This is a genomic window from Pantoea sp. YU22 (assembly GCF_003970755.1).
GTDB lineage: Bacteria > Pseudomonadota > Gammaproteobacteria > Enterobacterales > Enterobacteriaceae > Pantoea > Pantoea piersonii.
The window spans coordinates 105,997-118,056 of sequence record NZ_RYDU01000015.1; the positions used below are offsets into that span (position 1 = coordinate 105,997).

Here is a 12,060-nt window from a genome sequence, read left to right on the forward strand (position 1 = left end):
CCATGGCACTATTCTGGTGCCCTGATTTGATGCAGGAGTAAAAGGATGGATAAAGCGATCGCTTTTGATGACCACACACGACTACCCGCTATTGGTCAGGGCACCTGGTATATGGGCGAGGAGGCCGCGCGCCGCCGTGAAGAAGTCGCCGCGCTGCAGGCGGGGCTGGATGCAGGATTAACCCTGATTGACACGGCGGAGATGTACGCGGAAGGCGGTGCGGAAGAGGTCGTAGGCGAGGCGCTGCGTGGACGACGCGACAGCGCTTTTGTCGTCTCTAAAGTCTATCCATGGAACGCAAGTGAAGTGGATGCAGTCGACGCCTGCGAGCGTAGTCTGAAACGGCTCGGCACCGACCGGCTGGATCTTTATCTGCTGCACTGGCGGGGCAACGTACCGCTTGAAGAGACGATCCGCGCGATGGAGAGGCTACAGCAGCAGGGCAAAATTTTGCGCTGGGGCGTCTCTAATTTTGACGTCGACGATTTGCAGGAGTTGCTGAGCGAGCCGGGCGGCACAGCCTGCGCCACCAATCAGGTACTTTACCATCTCGCTTCGCGCGGAATTGAATTCGATCTCCTGCCAGAGTGTCAGCAGCGTCAAATGCCGGTGATGGCCTATTGTCCGCTGGCACAGGCGGGAAGGCTGCGTCAGACACTCTTCTCTGACGCTACGCTGCTGGAGATTGCCCAACAGAAGGGCATCAGCGTAGCGCAGCTGTTGCTGGCGTGGGTTATTCGTAACGAGGGCGTTATCGCGATCCCTAAGGCCAGTTCGCTGGCGCATGTTCAGGAGAATGCGGCCGCGCTGCAGGTCCGGCTGAGCGATGAAGAGCTGGCGCGGATCAACAAAGCCTTTCCGCCGCCGCAACATAAGCTGGCGCTGGATGTGGTGTAAAAGTCAGGCAAAACATAATTTCTGTCAGTGCCGGGCTGTCGTGGATGACGCGGACCGATCGCAAAGTCGCTCAAGGCATCCTTGCTCGCTCGGCCCGCGCCATCCCTGGCGCGGGACGCTTTGCTCTTCAGTCCGCGTCAACCACTCCTTAGCTTCCAGACTTGCCTGAAAAATTATTAAGCTTTTTGCCGCAGCCGGAAGGTGGTTGCCAGCCTCGCCGGTTTTTCGCCTGCGCTGCGCATTGGCTTATTGATACGTGCCGTCTCTACGCACACCATGGTCTTATAGCCGTCATTCGCCATATCCGCCATGCTGCAGGAGAGTTCCACGCCCGGATTCCAGGTAACCACATCGCTGTGATGATGGTGATAGACCTCGATGACGCGCTGTCCTTGCTTATCGTGAACCAGCGAACAATCTTCCGGCTGAGTGAAGACACGGTCAATGCGACCCGGATAGGTCTGTTTGCCGCTGGAGACCTGTTCGCTGTTATTGTCCACTTTGTCAATAAAGCGTGTGCCCAGTCCGCTCACCTCGACGTCGGCGATATCAGCTACCTGGAAATAAGTGTGCAGCGCGCCGGTAGCGGTAAAGTCGCCGTGCGCTTCAAGCTCGATTTCGCAGTGCTTGCCCAGGCGGAAACGGGCGAAAAGGGTAAAGTCATGCGGCCATAGCTTTTTCGTTTGCGCCGTGCTTTCCAGCACAAACGTCAGCATCACGTTCTCGTCATTCTCATCGTGCGCTGAAAGCGTCCATGGCTGATTACGGGCGAAACCGTGCGCCGGTTCGCCTTCCGGCCCAAACCATGGCCAGCAGATCGGCACGCCGCCGCGAATGGCTTTACCCGCTGAAAAAAGCGACTTTTCGCTCAGCCAGATCACCGGCTTTTCACCGCTCGGCTGCCAGGCGATCAGGTGCGCGCCCTGAAGGGTTATCGCAGCACGAACCTGGGGATGACTCACCACGATGACCGGCAAATCACCAAGCTGGCGCTGCGAGAGATAGGGGGTAATTTGCTTCACCACCGGCAGGGAGAAAATTTTATCTTGCATAACCGAATCCTTCCTGTTGCTACGATAAAAAAGGGCGACCGAAGTCGCCCTTATTGTCTGTCGTGACCGGTATGCTTATTTAGCAACCAGCGCGATCAGGTCGAGAACTTTGTTTGAGTAGCCGGTTTCGTTGTCGTACCAGGAAACCAGTTTCACGAAGTTGTCGTTCAGCGCGATACCTGCTTTGGCATCGAATACAGAGGTCAGCACTTCGCCGTTGAAATCGGTAGAAACCACGTCATCTTCCACGTAGCCCAGCACGTCTTTCATCTCGCCTTCTGCAGCCGCTTTGATCGCTTCACAAATTTCTTTGTAAGAAGCCGCTTTTTCCAGACGTACGGTCAGGTCAACCACAGAGACGTTTGGAGTCGGTACGCGGAACGCCATACCAGTCAGTTTACCGTTCAGCTCCGGCAGGACTTTGCCCACGGCTTTCGCTGCGCCAGTAGAAGACGGGATGATGTTCTGAGATGCGCCGCGGCCGCCGCGCCAGTCTTTGTGAGACGGGCCGTCAACGGTTTTCTGAGTAGCGGTAGTCGCGTGAACGGTCGTCATCAGACCTTCGACGATGCCGAATTTGTCGTTGATAACTTTCGCCAGCGGTGCCAGGCAGTTGGTGGTGCAGGAAGCGTTGGAAACGATATCCTGGCCTGCATATTTGTCGAAGTTAGCGCCGCGAACGAACATCGGGGTGTCGTCTTTAGACGGACCGGTCAGAACGACTTTTTTCGCGCCAGCAGTGATGTGTTTACGTGCGGTTTCGTCGGTCAGGAAGATACCGGTCGCTTCAGCAACAACGTCAACGCCTACTTCGTCCCACTTCAGGTTAGCCGGGTCTTTCTCAGAGGTAACGCGGATTTTTTTGCCGTTAACGATTAACGCGCCGTCCTGCACTTCAACGGTGCCGTTGAAGCGGCCGTGCGTTGAGTCGTACTTCAGCATGTAAGCCATGTAGTCCGCGTCTAACAGGTCGTTGATTGCAACGATTTCGATGTCAGAACGCTGCTGAGCAGCACGGAAAACGATACGGCCGATACGACCAAAACCGTTGATACCTACTTTGATAGTCATATATTCCACCAGCTATTTGTTAGTGAATAAAAGGTTGGCTGTAAAATTACAAAAACCTTACCAGGCGTCAAGCGGAATCGTGTCAATAGTTGCGACAGGTCAATCCGTTCGACAGGAATAATTTGATGCGCAACCGCTTGCGCAACAAACGTGTTGAGGTGATGCTGAAACCCGAGAGCTGAATATAAAGGGATAGCATTAGCAAAAGGTGATCGAGGTCACAAATCTACGCTGCGAAAAAGAAGTCTGTCGACTAAGCACGAAAAAAGCCCCGGTAATGTTATTCGTTTGTTAGAATATTAGTCGATTTTTTCAGAATGACACTCTCCGGAACCACTCAAATGGCTAAAGAAACCGCATCCGAAGCAAAAATTGCGCAATTGTCTGAAATGCAGCGCTATGTTACTCAACATCGTGGCACTGAACCGCCTTTCAGCGGCGCGCTTCTGCACAATAAACAGGAAGGCATCTACCACTGTCTGGTCTGCAACGCGCCGCTGTTTCTCTCGGAGACAAAGTATGACTCCGGCTGCGGCTGGCCGAGCTTCTATCAGCCGGTCAGCGATGACGCGATTCGCTATCTGGAAGATGACTCTCACGGTATGCACCGCATTGAGATCCGCTGTAACAACTGCGACGCCCATCTGGGACACGTTTTTCCAGATGGTCCGCAGCCGACCGGCGAGCGCTACTGCGTAAACTCGGCGTCGCTGAGTTTTACTGACGAACAGGGCGAAGAAAAGCAGGGGTAAAGGATGAAACAACAGCTCGAAACCATGCTCGACGCCATGACGCCTGAGGTTTATGAGCGCCTGGCGACGGCGGTGGAAACCGGCAAGTGGCCAGACGGCGTGGCGCTGACTCAGGAGCAGCGTGATAACTGCATGCAGCTGGTGATGCTCTATCAGGCACGCCATAACGAGGCGCCGCAGCATATGACTATCGGCAAAGGCGGCGAGATGGTGACGAAATCGAAAAGAGAGCTGAAGGAAGAGTTCGGCATCGATAGCGAGATTACACGCATCAACCTGCACTAAGCATAAGGCCGACGTTGCGTCGGCCTTATTGTATTTAATTAAATCAGCACGGCGCCTTGCGCCTTCATCTGGGCGAAAGCGATCTCGCTGTCTTCCGGACTGAGATTCACGCCGCGGCAGCCTTCTTTTACCACGGTCACCTGATAACCCAGCTCCAGCGCGTCCAGCACGCTGTATTTCACGCAGTAGTCCGTTGCAATCCCCAGCATCACCAGATGGGTAATGCCGCGCGCCTGCAGCCAGCTGTCCAGTTCGGTTTTGCGGCGATGACCGTTGTCGAAAAAGGCGCTGTAGCTGTCGACATCGACATCCTGACCTTTATGAAATACCGCGTCGATCAGGTTGCGATCGAGGCCGGGGTGAAGTTCGGCGCCAGCAGAGCCCTGAATGCCATGATCCGGCCACCAGATCTGCGCCAGCCCGTTCAGTTCGCCCAGCGTATAGACCGGCTCGCCGGAAACCGATGCGAAGCTGCCATGGTTGGCCGGATGCCAGTCCTGGAGCGCCAGCACATATTCGCCTCGGGCGCGAAATTCCCGCGCATAACGATTAGCGACCGGTACGGTCATATCGCCTTCGTGCACGGCCATTGGACCGCCCGGACAAAAGTCGTTTTGGATATCTATGATAATGAGGGCCTGCTTCATAACAGGTGGCTCCGTAATTAGTCTTCGGTCAGTTCACCGCGCAAGTTTTGCTGCATCCTGGCGCGAATCTGATCGCAGGAGAGCGCCTGACTCAGTAAAAAGTGGAGCTTGGTCAGCGCGGCTTCCACCGTTAAATCAAATCCGCTAATAACGCCCGCATGCTCAAGAGCGTTGCCGGTGGCGTAGCCGCCCATATTCACCTTGCCCGAAATACACTGGGTCAGGTTAACCACGACAATGCCGCGATCGCTGGCCTGCTGCAGCTCGGCAAGGAACTCGGCATTCTGCGGCGCATTGCCGACGCCATAGGAGCGCAGAATAAGCGCTTTAACCGGCTGGCGTAAAAAGTTGCGCACCACGTCCGCCGAAATGCCCGGATAAATGGTGACGACACCGATAGGCTGAGGCGTAATGGTATGCACCTTCAGCGGGCCTTTTCCTTGCGGCGCGGGCGGCGTATTCAGACGACGAATATGGATGCCCGCCTCCAGTAGCGCAGAGAGGTTCGGCGACGCAAAGGCGTTAAAGCCGTCCGCATGCGCTTTTGTGGTGCGGTTGCCGCGATAGAGCTGATTGTTGAAAAACAGCGATACCTCGTTAACGGGATAGTTCGCCGCAACGTAGAGGGCATTAAGCAGGTTCTGCTGGCCATCGGAGCGTAGCTCCGCCAGCGGGATCTGCGAGCCGGTTACGATCACGGGCTTCGCCAGGTTCTCCAGCATAAACGACAGGGCCGACGCGGTGAACGCCATGGTATCGGTTCCATGCAGGATAACAAATCCATCGTAACGATCATAATTTTGTCGAATATCTTCCGCGATCGACTGCCAGTCTTCGGGTGTCATATCGGAGGAGTCGATTAGCGGATCGTATTCGTGAATAGTGAAATCGGGCATTTCAGGGCGGTGGAACTCCGGCATATTCGCCAACTGCTGCTGCAGATGACCTGAAACCGGTATATAGCCCTGTGCAGAGCGCTGCATGCCGATGGTGCCGCCCGTATAAGCGACATAGATATTTTTCTTTTGCATCACAAACTCAGACTTGCCGTAAAACGCGCAGTATAAGGGGAAAGCAGGGGAAAAGCAGCCCGGTCTACGACCGGGCTGCGAGCTTTATCGCACTTCGCCGCAGTTCAGACAGAACGCATAGCGATTTTGCGGATCGTTGAGATTATTCAGCAGGCCAGGCTGTTGCTTCATGGCGCTCATCACCTCCAGCATTGGCGCAGGCAGCCAGGCTTTCAGCGTTGTCGGCAGCACAGCCTGTGCCGAGGCGCTGACCTGGTTAAGCAGCATATCGAACATGCCGGGCTGATCCTGATACCAGGCCAGCTGCGGCTTCGCGACTTTCGCCAGTTCGCCCGCTTTTTTCACGGCGTCGTCAAAGTCGCCCAGCGCATCCACCAGACCGTTGGCTTTCGCATCACTGCCGGTCCAGACATGGCCCTGCGCGATAGCGTCGATTTGCTCCGGCGTTTTATGACGCGATGCGGCAACCAGACCGACAAAGTTGCGGTAGCCGTTTTCAATCGTCAGCTGCATCAGCTGCTGGACCTCGGTCGGCAAGGCTTTGGTAGAGGCGACGTCCGCCAGCGGCGAAGTAGCAACGCCATCCGTATGCACGCCGATGCTGTCCAGACTGTTTTCCAGCGTATTGATCACGCCGAAAATACCGATCGAACCGGTCAGGGTGCTGGGGTTCGCAACGATATAGTCGGCTGGCGTCGAAATCCAGTAGCCGCCTGAAGCCGCCATGCCGCCCATAGAGACGACGACGGGCTTACCGGCCGCGTGTGCCGCCGCCAGCTCTTCGCGGATCGCTTCAGAAGCCGTGACGCTGCCGCCAGGGCTGTTGACGCGCAGAATAATCGCTTTGATTTTAGGATCGAGACGGGCATCGCGGATCTGCGAGGCGGTGGTGTCGCCGCCAACGTTGCCCGGGGTCTCTTCGCCGTCCATAATCGCGCCGCTCGCCATCACAACCGCGATGTTGCCATCCCGCTGGGTCGGTTGTTTAACGTTGTAGTCATAGATGCTGACGCTGTGATAGTCGTTACTGGCTTTATCCCAGCCGAAGGTTTTCACCAGCTCCTGATCGGCCGCCGCACGGCTGTCCAGCACGTCCACCAGTTTGTTATTCAGCGCATATTTGGCCGTATCGCCGTTCACCGCCTCAAGGCCAGCAATAACGGCCGCCGCGCCAGGGAAGAGCTGTTCCAGCGTAATCTGACGGTTGCCCGCCACGGTATTCAGGTAGTTCTGCCACAGCTGACCGACCCAGCGGCTGTCGGCGTCACGCGCCGCCTGCGACATATCGTCGCGCAGGAAAGGCTCGACCGCTGACTTATAGGTGCCGACGCGGAAGACGTGGGAGTTCACCTTCAGCTTATCCAGCAGCGTTTTATAGTAGAGGCCGTTAGTGGCGAAGCCGTGCAGATCGACGGTGCCCTGCGGAGAAAGGTAGATTTTGCTGGCGTAGCTGGCGAGATAGTATTGCGCCTGACTATAGCTGTCGCCCAGTGCAAAAATGGGCTTGCCGCTGTCGCGGAACTCGCGCAGTGCTTTGCCAACATATTGCAGAGAAGGCTGATCGCCACCGGCGAATTCGCGCAGATCCAGCACCATGCCGGTAATATTTTTATCGCTCTTCGCCTGACGGATGGCGTCGACCACATCGAACAGCGAGTTCTCCTGCAGGCGATCGCTATTCGCGCCCAGCAGCTGACGTCCCAGCTTGCTCAGCTTATTGCTGACCGAAGGCTTATCCACCAGCACGCCGGTAAGATCGACTTTCAGCGCGCCTTGTTGCAGCGGCGTCGAGTTGCTGCCGGAACCGCTGACCTGCAGCCAGATGCCGACGCCAATCAGGATTAAGAAGATCAGGAACAGATTGAGAATAAACTCCCTGATAAAATTCAGCACTCGCCATGTCCATCGGAACAGACCGGCAATAATTCGCCACAATGTGCGCATCAGACTCTCCATTTTCGCTAGCGGAAAGCGGTCGCCGCGCGGCTCCGCCTTCCATGACGCCCTCATCCTAAAGAGCGGCGTGGAAAATGTCAGCAGGAAATCGCGGCGGACTGTTACAAAAGATCAGGCTGTGCCAGGATTAGCCAACGCGTTATGACATCAGGAGAAAACCATGGATGCACTTGAATTACTGGTCAATCGTCGCTCTGCTTCGCGTCTGACCGAGCCGGCGCCTTCCGGCGAGAGTCTGCAAAACATTATCCGGGCCGGGATGCGTGCGCCGGATCACGGCACGCTGCAGCCGTGGCGCTTTGTGATCGTTGAGAATGAAGGGCGCGATCGTCTGAGCGCGCTGCTGGAAGAGGCGGCGCGTGAGGCGCAGCTGGATGACAAGGCGATTGATAAAGCTGCGCGCTCGCCATTCCGCGCGCCAATGATCATCACCGTTATCGCCCACTGCGAAGAGCATCCTAAGGTGCCGCGCTGGGAGCAGGTGGTGTCAGCGGGATGTGCAGTGATGGCGATGCAGATGGCGGCAGCGGCGCAGGGCTTCAACGGCATCTGGCGCAGCGGCCCCTGGACCGACAATGCGCGCGTGCGCAGCGCCTTCAACTGCCGTGAACAGGACGCTATTGTTGGCTTCCTCTACCTTGGCACGCCGCAGTTAAAATCCAGCACCACCGTAATTCATCCCGACACCGCGCCTTTTGTCAGCTATTTCTAGCTGACGGCTCCTCTCTTCATATGACAGCTGAGCGGGTTGCGCGGATCCTGTGCGACCGATCCAGAAGTGGCCCGCCAGAGCTTACCTCCGTATCAGGAAACGTCTAAGATAGCGCAGCGCCTCTGTCGCGTTAGCCGAATGACCTTCATACCCTGAAGTAAAGGATCTTTCTGACCCATGCGTTTGTTTATTGCGGAAAAACCCAGCCTTGGCCGCGCGATCGCCGATGTGTTGCCTAAACCCCACCGTCGCGGCGAAGGCTTTATCGCCTGCGGCGACGATCAGGTCGTTACCTGGTGCGTCGGGCATTTGCTGGAGCAGGCGCAGCCGGACAGCTACGACAGCCGCTATGCGCGCTGGTCGCTGGCCGACCTGCCGATCATCCCGCAAAAATGGCAGTTACAGCCGCGCCCTTCGGTGGCGAAGCAGCTTAAAGTGATCGAGAAGTTGCTGAAGCAGGCCAGCGAGGTGGTACATGCTGGCGACCCCGACCGCGAAGGGCAGCTGCTGGTGGATGAAGTGCTGGACTATCTGCAGTTGCCGGCGGAAAAACGCAGCCGCGTCCAGCGCTGCCTGATTAACGACCTCAATCCGCAGGCGGTGGAGCGGGCAGTAAGCCGCCTGCGCGAAAACCGCGAATTTATTCCGCTGTGCGTTTCGGCGCTGGCGCGCGCGCGCGCCGACTGGCTCTACGGCATTAATATGACGCGCGCCTGGACGCTACTGGGACGCAATGCGGGCTATGACGGCGTGCTGTCGGTCGGCCGCGTGCAGACGCCGGTTCTTGGCCTGGTGGTGCGCCGCGATGAAGAGATTGAAAACTTCATTCCCAGGGATTATTTCGAAGTAAAAGCCCATATCGTGACGCCAGATCAGCAGCGCTTTGTCGCCAGCTGGGTGCCCAGCGACGCCTGCGAGCCCTGGCAGGATGAAGAGGGGCGTCTGCTGCACCGTGCGCTGGCGGATCATGTCGTCGCCCGCATTGCAGGTCAGCCTGCTCTCGTCACCAGCTATAACGATAAGCGCGAAGGCGAGGGCGCGCCGCTGCCTTTTTCGCTCTCCAGCCTGCAGATCGAGGCGGCGAAGCGCTACGGACTGAGCGCGCAAACGGTACTGGACACCTGCCAGAAGCTCTATGAAACCCATAAGCTGATCACTTATCCGCGTTCTGACTGCCGCTATCTGCCGGAAGAGCATTTTGCCGGTCGTCACGCAGTGCTAAAGGCGATTCAGGCGCATGCGGGCGCGATGACGCCGCCGGACGACTTTAGCGCCGATCGCCGTAACCGCTGCTGGGATGACAAGAAGGTCGATGCCCACCACGCCATTATCCCTACCGCCCGCGCCAGCGCGGTGCGGCTGACGGAGAACGAGCAGAACGTGTATGCCCTGATCGCGCGCCAGTATCTGATGCAGTTTTGTCCCGACGCGGTCTTTCGCAAATGCGTGATCGAGCTGGATATCGCGGGCGGCAAGTTTGTCGCCAAAGCGCGCTTTCTTGCCGAGGCGGGCTGGCGCGCGCTGCTGGGCAGCAAAGAGCGCGACGAGGAGAATGACGGGACGCCGCTGCCGGTTGTGGCGAAGAATGACGAACTGCTCTGCGAGCGTGGCGAGGTACTGGCGAAGCAGACCCAGCCGCCGCGCCCGTTTACCGACGCGACGCTGCTGTCCGCGATGACCGGCATCGCCCGCTTTGTACAGGATAAAGAATTAAAGAAAGTGCTGCGTGCGACCGATGGTTTAGGAACGGAGGCCACGCGCGCCGGGATTATCGAGCTGCTGTTCCGCCGCGCATTTCTGGTAAAGAATGGACGCTATATCAACGCAACCGCCGCAGGAAGGGCATTGATCCATTCGCTGCCGGAGCTGGCGGCCCGTCCCGATATGACGGCGCAGTGGGAATCTACCCTGACGCGCATCAGCGAGAAAGCGTGCCGCTATGAGGAGTTTATGCAACCGCTGGTCAGTACGCTGACCGAACTGATCCATCAGGCGCGCCAGCAGCCCAGTGCGATGGCCTTTCGCGGGCTGCCCGCAACAGGGCAGAAGAAACGTCCGAAACGGACGGCGAAACGAAAAGTGAAGGAGAGCGAGTAATGCGTTATTCCGCCGGTTTTTGGGTTATTGCGGCGCTGTTAAGCGGTTCGGCCATGGCGAATCCTGTGCACTCGCATCAGCAGGAATATAACGCTGGCGGTAATGCGGATGTGGTGGTGGATATGCCGCCTGAAGTCTGGACGCAAAATCAAAGCGCGCCGAGCTGCCAGCAGTGCTGTATTTTTGAGAATCGCAATTACAGCGAGGGTGCGGTGGTGAAGTCGGAAGGGGTGCTGTTGCAGTGTGCGCGTGATGAAAAGGTGCTCGGCACCAATCCGCTGATCTGGAAAATCGTGAAGTAAGCGGCGTGGCGCATCGCCACGCCGGCGCGTCAGAACTGGAAGGTTGACCAGACCGGCGCGTGGTCGGACGGTTTTTCCATGCTGCGGATTTCGTAGTCGATCCCTGTCTCTACGCAGCGCGCGGCCAGCGGCTGGCTGGCCAACAGCAGATCGATACGCAATCCGCGATTGTCATCGAAGCCTCTTGAGCGATAGTCGAACCAGGAGAAGCGGTCGCTGACTTCAGGATTTTTTTCGCGGAAGGTATCCACCAGACCCCATTTCAGCAGGCGATCCATCCACTCGCGCTCTTCCGGCAGGAATGAGCACTTGCCGGTGCGCAACCAGCGTTTACGGCTATCTTCGCCAATGCCGATATCGAGATCGGTGCTGCTGATGTTCATATCGCCCATAATCAGCACCGGCTTATCTGCCAGCAGACTCTGCTCCAGGTAGGATTGCAGATCGCGATAAAATTTCTCTTTCGCCGGAAATTTTACCGGATGATCGCGGCTCTCTCCCTGCGGGAAATAGCCATTGATCACGGTAATGTCGCCTATCGGACTCGGAATTTCCGCCATGATCAGACGCCGCTGCGCCTCGTCATCGTCGCCGGGAAAGCCGCGGCGCACCGATACCGGTTGTACCTTGGTCATCAGCGCCACGCCGTAATGGCCTTTCTGGCCGTGATAAAAGACGTTATAGCCGAGTTTCGCCACCTCTTCGAGGGGGAACATATCGTCATGCACTTTGGTTTCCTGCAGGCCGATAACGTCTGGCTGATGCTGTTCAACCAGCGCTTCAAGCTGGTGGGGCCGGGCGCGCAACCCGTTGATGTTGAATGAAACAAATTTCATGGCGTGGACCAGTGTTCTGCGAATGTTGCGCCGGATGGTAGCGATTTTTCAGGAAAAAGTCATGGAGATGCGTGCGATGCTGCGCCCGAAACTTCAGTCGACGCTTCTCACCCTTCTCCGCTGTAATTTCCGGGAAAGCTGAGCAATAAATGAAATACAGGAGAATATAGAAGGATGGTGGTGGGAGAAGGATTATTCGGCGCGTTGCGCCTCACCCTCCGGACCGCGCGATGCGCGTTGTCTCGCTGCGCTCGACCCGAACCTTCGGTCGAAGTTTCTCATCCTTCTCCGCTGTAATTTCCGGGAAAAGCTGAGCGATAAATGAAATACAGGAGAATATACAAGGATGGTGGTGGGAGAAGGATTCGAACCTTCGAAGTCTGTGACGGCAGATTTACAGTCTGCTCCCTTTGGCCGCTCGG

The 12,060-nt window shown here is 57.0% G+C and carries 12 protein-coding genes and 1 other RNA gene; 6 read left to right on the forward strand and 7 right to left on the reverse strand.

What is annotated here, in order from left to right; translation table 11 throughout:
- Nucleotides 1–45 precede the first annotated feature (45 nt).
- On the forward strand, nucleotides 46–897 hold the full coding sequence (locus EKL29_RS18145; RefSeq protein ID WP_120453968.1) for an aldo/keto reductase: 852 nt from the start codon (nucleotides 46–48) through the stop codon (nucleotides 895–897).
- A 176-nt stretch (nucleotides 898–1,073) separates the two neighbouring features.
- Here EKL29_RS18145 and EKL29_RS18150 read toward each other — a convergent pair whose 3' ends face one another.
- Together EKL29_RS18150 and gapA are read right to left on the reverse strand one after the other, a co-directional pair.
- On the reverse strand, nucleotides 1,074–1,949 hold the full coding sequence (locus EKL29_RS18150) for a D-hexose-6-phosphate mutarotase (protein ID WP_126690363.1): 876 nt from the start codon (nucleotides 1,947–1,949) through the stop codon (nucleotides 1,074–1,076).
- Between the two features lie 75 nt (nucleotides 1,950–2,024).
- A complete protein-coding gene (gapA, locus tag EKL29_RS18155) occupies nucleotides 2,025–3,020 on the reverse strand; it encodes a glyceraldehyde-3-phosphate dehydrogenase (RefSeq protein ID WP_120453972.1) in 996 nt (331 codons plus the stop codon).
- Between the two features lie 341 nt (nucleotides 3,021–3,361).
- Between gapA and msrB the strand changes: the two genes are divergently transcribed.
- Together msrB and EKL29_RS18165 are read left to right on the forward strand one after the other, a co-directional pair.
- Nucleotides 3,362–3,772 (forward strand): peptide-methionine (R)-S-oxide reductase MsrB, encoded by a 411-nt coding sequence (msrB, locus tag EKL29_RS18160; protein ID WP_120453974.1) that lies wholly within the window; start codon nucleotides 3,362–3,364, stop codon nucleotides 3,770–3,772.
- Between the two features lie 3 nt (nucleotides 3,773–3,775).
- Nucleotides 3,776–4,057 carry a YeaC family protein gene (locus tag EKL29_RS18165; protein WP_120453976.1) on the forward strand — a complete coding sequence of 94 codons (282 nt, stop codon included), beginning with the start codon at nucleotides 3,776–3,778 and terminating at the stop codon, nucleotides 4,055–4,057.
- A gap of 38 nt (nucleotides 4,058–4,095) precedes the next feature.
- Here the strand turns inward: EKL29_RS18165 and pncA are convergent, their stop codons facing one another.
- The 3 genes from pncA to sppA form a co-directional block, all read right to left on the reverse strand.
- The gene (gene pncA, locus EKL29_RS18170) at nucleotides 4,096–4,704 is read right to left on the reverse strand and encodes a bifunctional nicotinamidase/pyrazinamidase (protein WP_120453978.1); all 609 of its coding nucleotides are present in this window, start codon (nucleotides 4,702–4,704) and stop codon (nucleotides 4,096–4,098) included.
- Between the two features lie 17 nt (nucleotides 4,705–4,721).
- Nucleotides 4,722–5,735 carry an asparaginase gene (ansA, locus tag EKL29_RS18175; protein WP_120453980.1) on the reverse strand — a complete coding sequence of 338 codons (1,014 nt, stop codon included), beginning with the start codon at nucleotides 5,733–5,735 and terminating at the stop codon, nucleotides 4,722–4,724.
- Nucleotides 5,736–5,819: 84 nt separating this feature from the next.
- Nucleotides 5,820–7,679, reverse strand: coding sequence for a signal peptide peptidase SppA (sppA, locus tag EKL29_RS18180; protein WP_126690364.1), 1,860 nt, complete (start codon nucleotides 7,677–7,679; stop codon nucleotides 5,820–5,822).
- Between the two features lie 172 nt (nucleotides 7,680–7,851).
- Between sppA and EKL29_RS18185 the strand changes: the two genes are divergently transcribed.
- The 3 genes from EKL29_RS18185 to EKL29_RS18195 all read left to right on the forward strand — a co-directional run bounded on the left by EKL29_RS18185 (nucleotide 7,852) and on the right by EKL29_RS18195 (nucleotide 10,802).
- Nucleotides 7,852–8,403: an NAD(P)H nitroreductase gene (locus EKL29_RS18185; RefSeq protein ID WP_120453984.1), complete on the forward strand. Its 552-nt coding sequence runs from the start codon at nucleotides 7,852–7,854 to the stop codon at nucleotides 8,401–8,403.
- Nucleotides 8,404–8,580: 177 nt separating this feature from the next.
- On the forward strand, nucleotides 8,581–10,500 hold the full coding sequence (locus tag EKL29_RS18190) for a DNA topoisomerase III (RefSeq protein WP_126690365.1): 1,920 nt from the start codon (nucleotides 8,581–8,583) through the stop codon (nucleotides 10,498–10,500).
- The gene (locus tag EKL29_RS18195; RefSeq protein ID WP_376749706.1) at nucleotides 10,500–10,802 is read left to right on the forward strand and encodes a YnjH family protein; all 303 of its coding nucleotides are present in this window, start codon (nucleotides 10,500–10,502) and stop codon (nucleotides 10,800–10,802) included. Before EKL29_RS18190 ends, EKL29_RS18195 begins: the two co-directional genes overlap by 1 nt.
- Before the next feature lie 29 nt (nucleotides 10,803–10,831).
- Here EKL29_RS18195 and xthA read toward each other — a convergent pair whose 3' ends face one another.
- Both xthA and EKL29_RS18205 read right to left on the reverse strand, forming a co-directional pair.
- Nucleotides 10,832–11,638 carry an exodeoxyribonuclease III gene (gene xthA / locus EKL29_RS18200; protein WP_120453990.1) on the reverse strand — a complete coding sequence of 269 codons (807 nt, stop codon included), beginning with the start codon at nucleotides 11,636–11,638 and terminating at the stop codon, nucleotides 10,832–10,834.
- Between the two features lie 175 nt (nucleotides 11,639–11,813).
- Nucleotides 11,814–11,941, reverse strand: a non-coding RNA gene (locus EKL29_RS18205) — RtT sRNA.
- Between the last annotated feature and the right edge of the window lie 119 nt (nucleotides 11,942–12,060).